Origin of the sequence: Rhodococcus koreensis (assembly GCF_017068375.1) — a bacterium.
In the GTDB taxonomy this organism is placed as follows: domain Bacteria; phylum Actinomycetota; class Actinomycetes; order Mycobacteriales; family Mycobacteriaceae; genus Rhodococcus_F; species Rhodococcus_F koreensis.
Map to the genome: position 1 here is coordinate 7,235,337 of NZ_CP070609.1, position 15,678 is coordinate 7,251,014.

Genomic DNA, 15,678 nt, shown 5'->3' on the forward strand with positions numbered 1-15,678 from the left:
TCACGGCCCGTCCGGGGTCGCCTGCTGGGCGGTGAAATAGTGCTCACCCCGCGCGTGGTCCTCCGCCGCCCGCTGCTCGGCCAGCTTCGCGATCACTTCGGAGCCGAGGATGCCGCCCGAGACCGCACCGTCCGCGTCGACGGCCACCCCGATGCCCGACGGCGAAGAGATCGCCGCGTCCAGTGCCTGCCGCAGGTCGGCACCGGGGGTGAAGAGCGATCCGCCCGCCGCAGTGCATTCGGAGACGGGCCGACCGGCCCGCGCCCCCTCGACGCCGGTGACGTCGATCCACCCCCGCGGCACGCCCGCGTCGGTGACGACGAGGACCCATTCACTCTGTTCGAGGCGCAGCCCGGGCAATTCGTTCTCGGTCGCCGTCCGCAGGGTGTGCAGCGGAACCTGATCTGCCGTCCGGAACGACAGCCCCCGGTACCCGCGGTCACGACCCACGAACGAGGCGACGAAATCGGTGGCGGGCGCCGACAGCACCGTGTCGGGTGCATCGTACTGCTGCAACCGGCCGCCCGGCCCGAAGACCGCCACCCGATCACCGAGTTTGACGGCCTCGTCGATGTCGTGGGTGACGAACACGATCGTCTTGCGCATGTCGGCCTGCAGCCGCTGCATCTCGGCCTGCAGATCTTCGCGGACAACGGGATCGACGGCGCTGAACGGTTCGTCCATCAGCAGGATCGGCGGATCGGCGGCCAGCGCCCGGGCGACCCCGACGCGTTGTTGCTGGCCGCCGGAGAGCTGGCCGGGATAGCGGGAGGCCAGCGCCGGGTCGAGTCCGACGCGTTCGAGCACCGCCAACGCGGCCTTGCGGGCGTTGCGCCTCGAGTCGCCGCGCAGCACCGGCACGGTCGCGACGTTGTCGACCACCGTGCGGTGCGGCAACAGTCCCGCGCTCTGGATCACGTAGCCGATGCCGAGGCGAAGCTTCACCGCGTCGGTCCGGGCTATGTCGCGGCCGTCGACCGTGATGGTCCCAGTGGTTGGGGTGATCATCCGGTTGATCATCCGCATCGACGTGGTCTTGCCGCAGCCGGACGGCCCCACGAAGACCGTGAACGATTCGGCCTCGATCTGCAGGTCGAGGCCGTCGACCGCCGTCGTGCCGTCCGGGTACTGCTTGGTGACTCCCGAGAATGTGATCACGGCAGCCTCCTCACGAGACCGGCTTGTCGAGCCCCTGGTCCGTCACCCACTGCTTCGCGGCCGCCGCCGGCTCGGTCTTCGCATCACCCGAGACGGAATTGTTGAGCGCGACAAGCTCTTCGGTGGTCAGCTTCGCGGACAGAGCGTCGAGGGCGCGGGTCAGCTTGTCGGAGGACTTGGTGGTGCGCAACACCGGGACGACGTTCTGCGCCGCGAAGTTGTTCAGTGGGTCCGCGAGCACCACGAAACCGTTCTCTGCGATCGCCGGAGACGTGGTGAAGATGTCGGCGGCCGTGATCTGTCCCGACGCGAGAGCGTCCACCGTGGCCGGACCGCCGCCGTCGGCGATCGGGACGAAGTTGTCGGGCGTGATGTCGAGGCCGTACTTGGCCTTCAGGCCGGGCAGGCCACCGGGACGTTCCTGGAATTCGGCCGGTGCGCCGAACTTCACCTCGTTCGAGTGTGCCGCCAGATCCGCGATGGAGGTGAGGTTCCAGCGCTGCGCCGTCTCCTTCGTGACGACGACGGCGTCCTTGTCCTCCGCGGGGGCCGGGGTGGTGATCGTCAGTTCCGGCCCCAGCGCGGCAGGCAGCGCCGCGTCGACGTCGGCGGCGCTCGTGGCGGTGGAATCCGGGTCGAGATACTGCAGGAGGTTGCCCGTGTAATCGGGGATGACGTCGATCGACCCGTCCTTCAGTGCGGGAATGTAGGCCTCACGGGAGCCGATGTTGAACTTCGTCGTCACGTCGAACCCGTTGGCGCGGAGCACCTCGGTGTAGATGTTCGCCACCGTCTCCGATTCGGGGAAGTTCGCCGATCCCACGATGATCGCGTTCGGGTCGTCACCGGAGCCTTCGCCGCCGCCGGACAGGGGGTCGGATCCGCCGCCACCGCACGCCGCGAGCGACACGACGGCGACCGTCGCGAGAGCGATACTGCCCACGGAGCGGCGGGTGAAGCCCGACAGAATTCGTGAGGTGCGCATGAGCGTCCTTCCCGTTGTCACCGGCGCCGGACCTGCCGACGGAAAGCCGGTGGACGCGTGTCCGCGCCATCGGTTGGCCAGTGTAACGATAGGGGCGGACAGAGCACGGTTTTCGGCCGGCTCGAGGTAAACGAAAGGCGCGACGTGGCACACACACGCACAGACGAATCGGCCGGGCGCCCGGCGGCGTGGTCCCGGGCACTGATCGCCGCGTCCGCGCTGCTACTGGTCGCGGGGGCAGCGTCCGGGTGCGCCGGTGGCGACAGAACCCTCGACGGTGCCGCGGGACAGGGGCAGGGCCAGATCGTGGTGGGTGCGGGCGACGGTGCGGAGAGCCGCATCCTCGCCGAAATCTATGCGGGTGCCCTGCGTTCGACGGGCGCGCCGGTCACCACCGACGACGGCCTCGGTGACCGGACCGCCTATCTCGGGCAACTCGATGCCGGAAGCGTCACGCTGGTGCCGGAGTTCACGGGCCGGCTGCTGCGCTATTACGACCCCGAGTCGACGGAAACCGAACAGGACGACGTGTTCGAGGCGTTGAGTAAGGCTCTGCCGCAGGGGCTTTCGATCTCCGACTTCGCCGCCGCCGAGGACAGGTCGGCGCTGGCGGTGACTCCGCAGATATCCGAACAGCTCGGTCTCACCACGCTGGACGACCTCGTTCCCTCGTGCGGAAAGAGCACCGCCGTCCTCGCCCCGGCGTTCGAGGCCGATGCTCTCGCCGGCCTCACCGGGTGCACGTTCGCGCAGACGACGAGGGTGGCCGACGACGCCGCCGCGCTCGGCGAACTCGCCGTCCCCGCACCGGCGGGCGGAGCCGTGGTGGCCGGTGTGACCACGTCGTCGCCCGACGTCGCGGACACGGATCTGGTGCTGCTGTCCGACGACGAACACGTGTTCACCGCGCAGAACGTGGTGCCGCTGTTCCGGATCGGGACCCTGAGCGAAGCCCAGCTGAAGGCGCTGAACGTCGTGGCGGGTGAACTGACGACCGCGGACCTGGCCGACATGATCGGCCAGGTCCGCGGTGGTGCCGATTCAGCCGACGTGGCGCGGGTGTGGCTGGACTCCCATCTGTGAACCCAGGAACGCCCCGAGTTCCGCGACCGCGTCCGCGGCCTCGCGGACCAGGGACGCCTGCAGATGGGCGACGTGCCACAGCCGGGCGTACTCGGTGAGCGTGACGTCCACCTTCGACTCGTTCAGCTTGTCGACGAACTCCATTATCTGCGGGTAAAGCACCTCGTCCACCCCGACGTGTATCAACGTCGGCGGCAGTCCCGCCAGATTTCCCTGCAACGGTGCGTAACCCGGATCCCGCGCGTCTCCGTTGCCCAGGTACTTCTCGGCGGCGTCGAACGACCACGCGGTGTTGACGACGAGATCACGGTCCCGGGACGTGTCGCGCCTGCCGGGATCGACCCACGGGGAGATCAACGCCAACGCCGCGGGAGTCACGCCGTGCCGATCGATCAGGCGTCGTGCGGTGGCGACGGTCAGGCCACCACCCGCCGAATCGCCCGCGATGGCGAGTTGCTCTGTCTCGTAACCGTGTTCGGTGTTCAGCTCCATGTACGCGGCGACGGCGTCCTCGAGCCCGGCCGGAAACGGATGTTCCGGAGCCAGCCGGTAGTCGAGGGTGTAGACGACGCAACCGGATTTTCGGGCGATGTGGGCGGCCAGCGATCGGTGGGTGGCGAGCGAACCGATCGTGTACGCACCGCCGTGCAGGTAGAGGACAGCGGTCCGGCGTTCGGTGGCTCCCACCGTGATCCGCTCCGCGGGCCTCCCGGTCAGGACGGTCGGGCGGACGACGGCACCGGCGGGCACCTGCTGCAGTGGAGCACCCACGTCGAGAAGGGTCCGCTGCACCGAGTACGGAAGCCGTGCGTTGAGGCTGAGGCGGTAGAACGGCCGGAGGGCCGTCGCGACGACCGGCAGCGGCAGGTGGAAGCTCATCGGTACCTCAGTTCGACTTGGGGAGGACGCGTCCGGCGACGAGGGCAACCACCCGCTGGTAGCTCGGTCCGACGAGCCGCACCCAGGCGTCGAGGAACTTGGCGTCGGCGCCGATCAGCACGCGCGCCTTGCCCTTACGGACGCCGGTCACGATGGTCTCCGCCGCCGCTTCCGGAGTGGTGCGTGCCAGCTTCTGGTCGAAGAACTTTGCGAACGTGTCGAGATCCTCGCCCGGTCCCGCGGTGGCGTTGCGGGCGATGGCCGTCTTGATGCCGCCGGGATGCACACACGTCACCTTCACGGGATGCTTGGCGATCAGCATCTCCTGGCGCAGCGACTCGGTGAAACCGCGCACGGCGAACTTCGCCGAGTTGTACGCGCTCTGGCCGGGCATGGACAGCAGTCCGAACAGGCTCGAGACGTTCACGACGTGACCGTCGCCCGACGCGATGAGATGCGGCAGGAACGCCTTGGTGCCGTTGACGACTCCCCAGAAGTCCACGTCCATGATCTTCTCGATGTCCTTGAACTCGGACTTCTCGAACTCACCGTGGTAGGCGATGCCGGCGTTGTTGTACACCTGGTTGATCTTGCCGAAGTGGGCCCGCACCTCGTCGGCGTACGCGAGCACCGCCTCGCGCTGGGTGACGTCAAGGTGATCGGACTTGACCTCGGCGCCCAGCGCCTCCGCCTGGCGTGCGGTCTCGGCGAGTCCGACCGTGTCCATGTCCGAGATCGCCAGCCGGGCGCCCCGGCGCGCCAGATCGAGGGCGAGCGCCCTGCCGATGCCGGAGCCGGCCCCGGTGATCACGACTACCTTGCCTGCGAACTCGCTCACTGTGCTGTCACCTTGTCGTCGTCGAGGTCGATCTGCGCCGGGATGGCGGCGGATCCGGGGGTCTTTCCGTTTACGTGCACGGGCGCAGGCAGATCGGCGGTGGCCACGCTGTCGTACGCGGTGAGATCGAAGCGCCTGGTCTCGTTCCGGAACTGGAACGTGAAGCCCGGCCACAGGGTGGTGTTGTTGCCGTGCTTGTCGAGGTACCAGCTCGCGCACCCGCCGTTGTTCCAGACGCTGTGTGACAGCTTCTCCTGGAGGTCGGCGTTGTACCGGTCCTGGGCGTCCTGACGGACCTCGATCTTGCCGATACCGTACTTGTCGATCGTCTGCAGGGCGTCGACGAGGTAGTTGAGCTGCGACTCGATCATGAAGACCATCGAGGTGTGGCCCAGGCCCGTGTTCGGGCCGACCAGGAAGAACATGTTGGGGAAGTTCGCGATCGCGGCGCCCTTGTAACCCTGCTGCCCGCCCTCGTCGAAGACCGCGGCGAGCGAGCGGCCGTCCTTGCCGAAGATGCCCTCGAACGTGGGGGAGTCGGTGACGTGGAAACCGGTGGCGACGACGATGGCGTCGACCTCGCGGACGGTGCCGTCCTTCGAGATCACCGAGTTCGCCGTGACCTCGGCGATGCCGTCGGTCACCAGGTCGACGTTGTCCTGCGCGAGGGTGGGGTAGTAGTTGTTCGAGATGAGCATGCGCTTGCAGCCGATCTGGAAGTTCGGCGTCACCTTCTTGCGCAGAGCCTTGTCCTTGATCTGACGGCGCAGGTGGCGCTCGGCCGCGAGCTGCAGCGGCTTCATGAAGACGGGGGCCTTCGCGAGTCCGACGACCTGGCTCTCGCGCATCCAGTAGATGCCGGTGCGGCACAGCTTCTGGAAGCCGGGGAGGTATTTGAACGCGGTGTGCTCGAGCGTCGTGTACTCGCGATCCGCCCGGGGGAGGATCCACGGCGCCGTGCGCTGGTACACGTCGAGGTGCGACACCTTCTTGCCGATGGCGGGCACGATCTGGATGGCCGAGGCGCCGGTGCCGATGACGGCGACGCGCTTGCCCGTCAGGTCGGCGTCGTGGTTCCAGCGGGCGGAGTGGAAGATCTCGCCCTCGAAGCCTTCGATGCCCTTGATGTCGGGGAGGGACGGCTCGCACAGTGCGCCGACCGCGGAGACGACCACCTTCGCGACGAAGTTCCCCTTGGTGGTGCTGACCTCCCAGCGAGTGGTCGACTCGTTCCAGTGGGCGGACTGCACGTCACAGCCGAAGAGGTGCTTGTCGCGCACCTTGTACTTGTCCGCCACCGACTGGATGTACTTCTGGATCTCGGGCTGCGTCGAGAACGACCGGGTCCACTCCGGGTTCAGCGCGAACGAGTAGGAGTACAGATGTGAGGGAACATCGCACGCCGCACCCGGGTACGTGTTGTCTCGCCACGTACCACCGACCTCGTTGCCGCGTTCGAGCACGAGGAAGTCGGTCTTGCCTGCCTGGGTCAGCTTGATCGCCGCGCCGAGGCCGGCGAACCCGCTGCCGATGATCAGTGTGTCGACGTGGCGGACACCTGCGGTGGGGGCGTAAGTATCTGTGACGGGGAGACTCATGTAAGAAACCATAGGGCGCTATTGAGGGGCAGTCAATAGCCTATTGACCTTCATTCAGTAGTCTTGTCCCATGGACGTTGTGAAGCGGACCCGTCTCAGCCCCGAACAACGGCGCGCCCAACTGATCGACCTCGGCGCCAAGATGCTGGCGGAGCGCCCGCTCGAGCAGATCTCCGTCGAGGACATCGCAGATCAGGCCGGTGTCTCCCGCGGCCTGCTGTTCCACTACTTCGCGTCGAAGCACGACTTCCACCTCGAGATCGTGCGGCACACCAGCAGCGAGATGCTCGCCCGCACCGCCCCCGACCCGTACGTCGTGGAGGCGCGCGATCCGATGCAGATCCTGCGCTCGGTGCTCGCGTCGTACGTCGATTACGTCACCGAGAACCGTGGCACGTACGTCTCGCTCCTGCGGGGAACGGCGAGCGGCGACCCGGACATGCGGGCCGTCTTCGAGCAGACCCGCGCCGTGATGTCCGAGCGGACCCTCGAACAACTGCCCGCGATCGGCATCGAGCCCACCCGGGCGGTCGAACTCGCCGTCCGGGGCTGGATCGCCTATGTCGAGGAAGTCACGATTTCCTGGTTGCGCGACCCGCACCTGACCCGCGAAGAACTGATCGAACTCAACGTTCAGGCCCTTCCCGCGCTGGCCATTGCCGCCGCGCCCGAGATCGCCGCCGCGCTCGTGTCGGCCACGACGACCTGACACCCCTACTACCCCGTCGCCGAAGCGGACGCACTCGTTGTGGGTAGCCGCTCCCGTTTTCGGGCGCGAAAAGTTGCGCGTGTGCAGAGAAGTGGTGCATGCGGCCGGGCCCCGGCGTGACCGGGCTACAGATGCCGCAGGAAGGAGAGTTCCCAGATCTCCGCGCCCGGCGCCGCGGCGAGCAGGGGAGAGTGCGTCGCCATGATCACTTGCGAACCCTCCTCGGCCAGATCCGCGAGGACGCCGAGCAACGCCACGCACGACTGAAACGACAGCGCGGCCTCGGGCTCGGGCTCGGGCTCGTCCAGGATCCACAACCCCACGCCGATCGGAGGGTCGGCGACGTACCGCAGGAACGACTGGCCGTGCGAGAGCGTGTTGAACGATTGATCGCCTTCGCGGGGACGTGACTCGTCGGCCGCCCCGAACAGCGCATGCATCGACTCGGCCCGCAGGAAACACCCGCCGTACGGCCGCGGCCGGGCGCCGATACGTGTGAGGTGGCGACCGAGGTCCAGGTACCACGAAGCCGGGTCGAGTCCACTCCGTGGAGTGAACTCGACCCGGCTCAATGGCAGATCAGTCAATCAGACGCTCAGCTGAACGCTTCAGCCGTTTCACGCCCCTCAGCCGAAGGCTTCATCGATGATCTCCTGCTGTTCCACAGCGTGCACCTTGCTCGAACCCGAGGACGGTGCCGACATCGAACGACGCGAGATGCGCTTGATTCCGGACAGCTTGTCGGGCAGCAACTCGGGCAGAGCCAGACCGAAGAACGGCCACGCACCCTGGTTCGCCGGCTCCTCCTGAACCCACCGGAATTCGGTGGCGTTCGGGTAGCGGTCCAGCGTCTCGCGGAGACGACGGCTCGGAACCGGGTACAGCTGCTCGATGCGGACGATCGCGATGTCCTCGCGGTTATCCTTCTGCTTCTTCGCCAGCAGCTCCCAGTACAGCTTGCCGCTGACGAGGAGGACCCGGCGAACCTTGTCGCGTTCGGCGTTGCCCGTCTCGTACGTGGGCTCCTCGAACACCGAGCGGAACTTGCCGGTGGTGAAGTCCTCGACGTCGGAGACCGCGGCCTTGTTGCGCAGCATCGACTTCGGTGTGAAGACGACCAGCGGGCGGCGGATTCCGTCGAGCGAGTGGCGACGCAGCAGGTGGAAGTAGCTGGCCGGGGTGGACGGCACGGCCACGGTCATCGAACCCTCGGCGCACAACTGCAGGAAGCGCTCGATACGACCGGACGTGTGGTCGGGACCCTGACCCTCGTGACCGTGCGGCAGCAGCAGCACGACGTCGGACAGCTGGCCCCACTTGGCCTCACCGGACGAGATGAACTCGTCGATGATCGGCTGTGCACCGTTGACGAAGTCACCGAACTGCGCCTCCCACAGCACGAGCGCGTCCGGGTTGCCCACGGAGTAGCCGTACTCGAAGCCGACGGCCGCGAACTCGCTGAGCGCGGAGTCGTAGACCAGGAACTTGCCGGGGTTCTCGCTGCCCAGGTTCTGCAGCGGGATGTACTCGGCGCCCGTCTTGCGGTCGATGAGGACCGAGTGACGCTGCGTGAACGTGCCGCGCTTGGAATCCTGGCCGGACAGGCGAACCATCTTGCCCTGGTCGACCAGCGAACCGAACGCGAGCAGCTCGGCGAAGGCCCAGTCGATCTTCCCCTCGCGCGACATTTCGCGGCGCTTCTCGATGACCGGCTTGACGCGCGGGTGGACGGTGAAGCCCTCGGGCAGGTTGACGAACGCGTCGCCGATCCGCTCGAGCACCGACTCGTCGACCGACGTCTTCAGCTTCGTGGGCAGCACCTGGTCGAGCTCGACCGACTCACTGGGCTCCGGCGTGTACTTCTCGAGTTCGCGAACCTCGTTGAACACCCGCTCCAGCTGACCCTGGTAGTCGCGCAGGGCGTCTTCGGCTTCCTTCAGCGAGATGTCGCCACGGCCGATCAGGGATTCGGTGTAGCTCTTGCGGACGCTGCGCTTGGTGTCGATCACGTCGTACATCGCCGGCTGCGTCATCGAGGGGTCGTCGCCCTCGTTGTGACCGCGACGGCGGTAGCAGATCATGTCGATGACGACGTCCTTCTGGAACTTCTCCCGGAAGTCGACAGCGAGCTGGGCGACCCAGACACACGCCTCGGGGTCGTCGCCGTTCACGTGGAAGATCGGCGCGCCGATCATCTTCGCGACGTCGGTGCAGTATTCCGACGAACGGGAGTGCTCCGGGGCAGTGGTGAAACCGACCTGGTTGTTGACCACGATGTGCACGGTGCCGCCGGTGCGGTACCCGCGCAGCAGCGCCAGGTTCAACGTCTCGGCCACGACACCCTGACCGGCGAACGCGGCGTCGCCGTGCAGCATCAGCGGCAGGACGGTGAAGCCGTCCTCACCCTTGTCGAGGATGTCCTGCTTCGCGCGGACCAGGCCCTCGAGGACCGGGTCGACAGCCTCGAGGTGCGACGGGTTGGCCGTCAGCGACACGGTGATGTCGTTGTCACCGAACATCTGGATGTACGTGCCCTCGGCACCGAGGTGGTACTTCACGTCGCCGGAGCCGTGAGCGGCCGCCGGGTTCATGTTGCCCTCGAACTCCGTGAAGATCTTCGAGTACGGCTTGCCGACGATGTTCGCGAGAACGTTGAGGCGACCGCGGTGCGGCATGCCGATGACGACCTCGTCGAGCTGGTGCTCGGCGGCCTGGTCGATGACGGCGTCCATCATCGGGATGACGGACTCGGCGCCCTCGAGCGAGAAGCGCTTCTGGCCGACGTACTTGGTCTGCAGGAACGTCTCGAACGCCTCGGCGGCGTTGAGCTTGCTCAGGATGTACTTCTGCTGAGCGACCGTGGGCTTGACGTGGTGCGCCTCGACCCGGTCCTGCAGCCACTGCTGCTGCTCCGGCTCCAGGATGTGCGTGTACTCGACACCGACGTGGCGGCAGTACGCGTCGCGCAGCACGCTGAGCACGTCGCGCAGCTTCATCTTCTCCTGGGCGTGGAATCCGCCGACCTTGAACTCGCGGTCGAGGTCCCACAGCGTCAGGTCGTGCGTCGTGACGTCCAGGTCGGGGTGGCTCTTGAACTTGTCCTTGACGAACTGCAACGGGTCCGTGTCGGCCATCAGGTGGCCGCGGTTGCGGTACGCCGCGATCAGTTCGAGGACGCGGGTGTTCTTGTCGACCGCGCCTTCGGAGACGTCCTGGCGCCAGCGGACCGGCTCGTACGGAATGTGCAGCGAGTGGAAGATCTCGTCGTAGAACTCGTCGCTGATCAGCAGCTTGTGGATGGTCCGAAGGAAGTCGCCGGACTCCGCGCCCTGGATGATGCGGTGGTCGTACGTCGAGGTCAGCGTCATGAGCTTGCCGACGCCCATCTCGGCGATCTTCTCGTCGCTCGAACCCTGGAACTCCGCCGGGTACTCCATGGCGCCGGCACCGATGATGGCGCCCTGGCCGTTCATCAGGCGCGGCACGGAGTGCACGGTGCCGATGCCGCCGGGGTTGGTGAGCGAGATCGTGACACCCGAGAAGTCCTCGGCGGTGAGCTTGCCGTCACGCGCGCGCCGGACGATGTCCTCGTACGCGCTGTAGAACTGCGTGAAGTTGTGGGTATCGGTGTTCTTGATCGCGGCGACGACGAGGGATCTGTTGCCGTCCTTGCCCGGCAGGTCGATGGCCAGGCCGAGGTTGGTGTGTGCGGGGGTGACCGCGTTGGGCTTGCCGTCGATCTCGGCGAAGTGCCGGTTCATGTTCGGGAACGCCTTGACCGCCTGCACGATCGCGTAACCCAGCAGGTGCGTGAACGAGATCTTGCCGCCGCGGGTACGGGCGAGGTGGTTGTTGATGACGATCCGGTTGTCGAACATCAGCTTCGCAGGGATGGCGCGAACACTGGTGGCGGTCGGAATGGCCAGCGATGCCGACATGTTCTTCGCGACGGCAGCAGCTGCGCCGCGGAGAACCTTCGACTCGTCGGCGGCAGGCGCGGGGGCGGACGCCTTCGCGTCCTTCGCCGGGGCGTCCTTTGCGGGTGCGGCCTTCTTGGGGGCCTCGGTCTTCGGGGCGGCAGCCTTCGGAGCTGCACCGTTGGGTGCAGTCTTGGCTGCGGCACCGTTGGCCGGCTTGGTCTGAGGCTGGGGTGCGGTCGCGGACTCGGAAACAGGGGGAGTCGAAGCCTTGGCGGAGGGAGCGGCAGCAGGTGCGGCGGTGGTGGTGCCGTTCGTGCCGCGTCCGTTGGCTGCGCCTGCCTTGGCGGCGGCTGCGTCGGGAGAATAATCCGTCAGGAATTCGTGCCAACTCGCGTCCACGGACGACGGATCGTCCTGGAAACGCTGGTACATTTCGTCAACCAGCCACTGGTTCTGTCCGAACTGGGATGTAGAGCTGCTGCTCACGGCAGGTGTTCGCCTCGTTTCTATTTCGGTACCCGATCAGAGCGCCTATATACATGAGACTAGCCCTCGCGTGTGACGTGTAGATCGCCAGGCCTGCACGTGTGAGCTGTCTCACGGCCAACCGATGGGGTCACCATCGATGACGGTTCTCGCCCCGCGATTATTCCCCGCCCCGGTCTCCGCCGCATCCCACAGTCCCGAATAGTGGCCACCGGCATAGCGCAGGGTGGCGTGCGATCCCGTTTCCACCACCCGGCCCTTGTCGATGACGAGGATCACATCTGCCCGGGCCGCGGTGGCCAGCCGGTGGGCCACCACCACCGACGTGCGGGTGCGTGTCACATGGCTGCTCGCCTCGAGAACTACCTGCTCGGTGGCCGGATCGAGCGTCGCGGTCGCCTCGTCGAGCAGCAGCAGATCGGGGTCGACCAGCTCGGCTCGGGCGAGCGCGATCAGCTGGCGCTGGCCCGCCGACAAACCCTGCCCGCGCTCGCCGATGGGGTGATGCATCCCACCCCGCAATTCGGCGATCGTGCCCAGTGCTCCGACCGCGCGGGCCGCGTTCTCGATCTCTTCCCGGCTCGCATCCGGGCGGCCGTACGCGATGTTGGTGGCGACGGTCCCGGTGAAGAGGTGGGCTTCCTGGGGGACGACGCCGAGCCGTCCGCGGTACTCGCCGAGTGGGTACCGGCGGAGATCCACGTCGTCGACGAGCACCGCCCCGGACGTCGGGTCGTAGAAGCGGGCGAGCAGCTTCACGATGGTCGACTTGCCCGCACCGGTCCGGCCGACGAGTGCGACGGTGGTGCCGGCGGGGATGTGCAGTTCGATGTCGGTGAGGGCGTCGCTGTCCGCGCCCTGATAGCGGAACCCGACGTCACGCAGGCACAGCTCGCCGCGCAGATGCCCGTGGATCGGCTGGAGATCGTCACGGGAGGTCGCCCGCTCGATGGAGCTGGGTGTGCGGAGCAGGTCTCCGATCCGGAGCAGGCCCACACTGGCCTGCTGATACCCGTCGAACACCTGCGACAGCTGCTGGATGGGCCCGAACAGCAGCCCGAGGTACAGCACGAAGGCGACGAGGGTCCCTGTGGACGTGTGACCGCCCGCGACCTGGTGTGCACCGACGAACACCACGGCGGCCAGGGCGAGGTCCGACAGGTACGCGATGAACGGGAAGTACAGCGAGATCGCCCGCTGCGACCGCATCCGGCTGCGACGGTAGCTGTCGGCCCGCTCGGCGAACCGGCGGGCGGCGAACTCCTCGCGGCGGTATGCCTGGGCGGCGCGGAGCCCGGCGACGTTCTCCTGGAAGTCGGCGTTGACGAGGGAGATCCGCTCCCGCGAGACCGTGTACGCCACCGAGGAGATCCGGCGGAAGATCAGCGTCGCGACGAGGAGCGGCGGGATGACGGCGAGGGCCACCAGCGCGAGCGTGACGTTCGTGACGACGAGGGCGACCGAGATGCCGAGGACGGTCAGCACGCTCACCACAGCGGTGGACATCCCCGTCTGGATGAACGAGGACAGCGCGTCGACGTCGGTGGTCATCCGCGTCATGATGCGGCCGGACAGTTCGCGCTCGTAGTAGTCGAGCCCGAGCCGCTGCAGATGGGCGTAGCTGCGCACCCGCAACCCGAACAGCACCCGTTCTCCCGCTCGCGCGGTGAGCACCGTCATCAGGGCGACGACGAGCCAGCCGGCGACGACGAGCGCGACGCCCACCCCCGCGGCAGTCCAGAGCGTCGCGGCGTCCTGCGGGACGACACCGTGGTCGATCGCGTACCGGACGATGGACGGGAACGCGATCCCCGCCAGCGCGTCGAGCGCGAGGCAGACGACGACGGCCACGAGGAGGCCGCGGACCGGCCGCAGGATCCGCGACAGCCGGAAGTCGGGTTCGGGGAGGCGCAGGTTCCGCGTCTCGATGCCCGGGCTCTCGACGGCCGGCGGCAGCGCATTCACGGCGTCCCGGAGTTCGGGGGTGGGGGCCACGCTGCCCAGCGCTCCCGCCATCGGTCCGCCGCCGGCACGGCCGCCGGGGCCCGCGCCGGGGGCCGGGGTGCGGCCGGACGAGGCGGCCGCAACGGGTCCGTCCCATTCCTCGGCGTCCTCCGGCCACAACTCGGACTCGGACGGCACGCGCCGATACGGCATGGGGTCGCTCGGTGCGGGGACGCTGACGTCGATGGGGCCCGCGTTCTCGGCGGAGGCGAACAGTGCGCGGAAGAGCGGACACCGTTCGTCGAGTTCGGAGACCGTGCCGGAATCGACGATCCGTCCGCCGTCGAGAACGGCGACGCGGTCCGCGAGCGACAGCGTGGAGCGGCGATGCGCCAGTATCAGTGCCGTCCGGCCGTGGTTGGCGCGCAGTGCCTCGAAGATCGACGCCTCGGTGGTGGCGTCGACAGCGGACGTGGCGTCGTCGAGGATCAGCACCCGCGGGTCGGTGAGGAGTGCGCGTGCCAGCGCGATCCGCTGCCGCTGTCCGCCCGACAACGTGAGTCCGCGTTCGCCGACGACGGTGTCGTAGCCCTCCGGCAACGCGGAGACGAATTCGTCGGCGGCGGCCATGGCGGCGGCGGCGCGGATCTCCTCGGCGCTGGCGTCGGGCCTGCCGAGCGCGATGTTGGCCGCGATGGTGTCGGAGAAGAGGAAGGGTTCGTCGAACACGAGTCCGACCGCCTCACGCAACTGCTCGGCGCTCAGGGTGGACACGTCGAACGATTCGCCGCCGGACGTGAGGGACACCGAACCCGAGGACGGCGCATAGAAGCGGGGGAGCAGCAGCGACAGCGCGGTCTTGCCGGAGCCGGCCATGCCGACCACCGCGACCGTCTCGCCGGGTGCGATCCGCAGGTCGAGCCCGCGATGGACGTGGCGCTCCGATTCGAACCCGAACGTCACCGAGCGCAGATCCACACCGAGCGGTCCGCCGGGCAGCGCGGTGGGATGCGGTGGGTCCGCGACCTCCGGTTCGGCGTCGATCACCTCGTACACGCGCTCGACGGCGGCCCTGGACAGCTGGGCCATGATCACGACCGACGACAGGGTGCGGGTGACGCCGGTCATCGTGGCGACGTAGGTGGCGAAGGCGAGGAACGTGCCGATCGTGATGGTCCCGTGCAGTGCGAGGTAGCCGCCGATCGCGATGACGCCGACGAGGCCGAGTTGGGGCAGCGCCGCCATGGTCGGGGCGAAGCGCGCGTTGATCCGGGCGGCCCGCAGGCGTTCGGCGTACAGCGCCCGGCTGTGGTCCTCGAGTTGGTCGACGGCCCGGCGTTCCTGGCCGAAGCCCTTGACCACGCGGACACCGGTGACGGTTTCCTCGACGTGCTGCGCGAGGTCGGCCGCCCGCTGCTGCGCCGACCAGGTGGCCGCGAACAGCTTCGGTCGCATCGTGTACACGACGAGGCAGACCGCGGGAACGATCACCAGCGCGACGACGGTCAGCAACGGCGAGAGCCACGCCATGATCGCGAGGGCGAGGACGAATTGGAGCAGCGCTCCCGCCGACAGCGGGACCATTGCGAGCAGGCCCTGCACCAGCTGGAGGTCGGTGATGGACCGGGACACCACCTGGCCGGTGCGGATCTGATCCTGCCCCCGCCCGTCGAGCCGTTGCAGCGCGCCGAGCAGGCCCAGCCGCAGGTCGTGCTGGACGTCCAGGGACAGCTTGCCCGCGAGCATCCGGCGGCCGTACTGGCAGCCGAACCGCACGCACGCGAGCAGTGCGATGAGCAGTGCGGCGGTGCCGATCACCTGGGTGGCGCTACCGGAGCCCGCTGCGTCGACCGCGTACTTGGTGAGGAGGGGGAACGAGATATCGATGCCGGCGGCGATCACCGTCACGGTCAGGGCGCCGAGTGCGACGCGACGGTGCGCCCAGCACTCACCGCTCAGCCGTCGAATCCAGCCCGGCCGTGCCTGATCCCGCTCCAGCGTCTGTTCCCGTTCGATCACCGAACCGGACGCACTCTCACCTACCACTGGGTCCACGTTAGCGCCGGGTGCCGACAGGG

The 15,678-nt window shown here is 67.8% G+C and carries 10 protein-coding genes; 2 read left to right on the top strand and 8 right to left on the bottom strand.

The window, feature by feature from the left end; genetic code table 11:
• Together JWS14_RS32775 and JWS14_RS32780 are read right to left on the bottom strand one after the other, a co-directional pair.
• Window positions 1-1,158, bottom strand: a complete 1,158-nt coding sequence (locus JWS14_RS32775) for an ABC transporter ATP-binding protein (protein WP_206015136.1) — start codon at window positions 1,156-1,158, stop codon at window positions 1-3.
• 10 nt (window positions 1,159-1,168) lie between these two features.
• Complete coding sequence (locus tag JWS14_RS32780; protein WP_206015137.1) at window positions 1,169-2,143, bottom strand: ABC transporter substrate-binding protein; 975 nt, start codon at window positions 2,141-2,143, stop codon at window positions 1,169-1,171.
• Between the two features lie 144 nt (window positions 2,144-2,287).
• Here JWS14_RS32780 and JWS14_RS32785 point away from each other — a divergent pair, with 144 nt between their 5' ends.
• Window positions 2,288-3,226, top strand: coding sequence for an ABC transporter substrate-binding protein (locus JWS14_RS32785; RefSeq protein ID WP_206015138.1), 939 nt, complete (start codon window positions 2,288-2,290; stop codon window positions 3,224-3,226).
• Here the strand turns inward: JWS14_RS32785 and JWS14_RS32790 are convergent.
• From JWS14_RS32790 to JWS14_RS32800, 3 genes are read right to left on the bottom strand one after another with little or no spacing between them, the layout of a single operon-like run.
• Window positions 3,185-4,105 (bottom strand): alpha/beta hydrolase, encoded by a 921-nt coding sequence (locus tag JWS14_RS32790; RefSeq protein ID WP_206015139.1) that lies wholly within the window; start codon window positions 4,103-4,105, stop codon window positions 3,185-3,187. The two genes, JWS14_RS32785 and JWS14_RS32790, sit on opposite strands and share 42 nt — an antisense overlap.
• 7 nt (window positions 4,106-4,112) lie before the next feature.
• On the bottom strand, window positions 4,113-4,943 hold the full coding sequence (locus JWS14_RS32795) for an SDR family NAD(P)-dependent oxidoreductase (RefSeq protein WP_072948315.1): 831 nt from the start codon (window positions 4,941-4,943) through the stop codon (window positions 4,113-4,115).
• Window positions 4,940-6,541: a flavin-containing monooxygenase gene (locus tag JWS14_RS32800; RefSeq protein ID WP_095860983.1), complete on the bottom strand. Its 1,602-nt coding sequence runs from the start codon at window positions 6,539-6,541 to the stop codon at window positions 4,940-4,942. Before JWS14_RS32800 ends, JWS14_RS32795 begins: the two co-directional genes overlap by 4 nt.
• A gap of 70 nt (window positions 6,542-6,611) precedes the next feature.
• On the opposite strand from JWS14_RS32800, the gene JWS14_RS32805 reads away from it, so the two are divergent.
• The gene (locus JWS14_RS32805; RefSeq protein WP_206015140.1) at window positions 6,612-7,250 is read left to right on the top strand and encodes a TetR/AcrR family transcriptional regulator; all 639 of its coding nucleotides are present in this window, start codon (window positions 6,612-6,614) and stop codon (window positions 7,248-7,250) included.
• A gap of 125 nt (window positions 7,251-7,375) precedes the next feature.
• Here the strand turns inward: JWS14_RS32805 and JWS14_RS32810 are convergent, their stop codons facing one another.
• The 3 genes from JWS14_RS32810 to JWS14_RS32820 form a co-directional block, all read right to left on the bottom strand.
• Window positions 7,376-7,837 carry a hypothetical protein gene (locus JWS14_RS32810; protein WP_241031534.1) on the bottom strand — a complete coding sequence of 154 codons (462 nt, stop codon included), beginning with the start codon at window positions 7,835-7,837 and terminating at the stop codon, window positions 7,376-7,378.
• A gap of 39 nt (window positions 7,838-7,876) precedes the next feature.
• On the bottom strand, window positions 7,877-11,656 hold the full coding sequence (locus JWS14_RS32815; RefSeq protein WP_072948322.1) for a multifunctional oxoglutarate decarboxylase/oxoglutarate dehydrogenase thiamine pyrophosphate-binding subunit/dihydrolipoyllysine-residue succinyltransferase subunit: 3,780 nt from the start codon (window positions 11,654-11,656) through the stop codon (window positions 7,877-7,879).
• 111 nt (window positions 11,657-11,767) lie between these two features.
• On the bottom strand, window positions 11,768-15,646 hold the full coding sequence (locus tag JWS14_RS32820; RefSeq protein WP_206015141.1) for an ABC transporter ATP-binding protein: 3,879 nt from the start codon (window positions 15,644-15,646) through the stop codon (window positions 11,768-11,770).
• Between the last annotated feature and the right edge of the window lie 32 nt (window positions 15,647-15,678).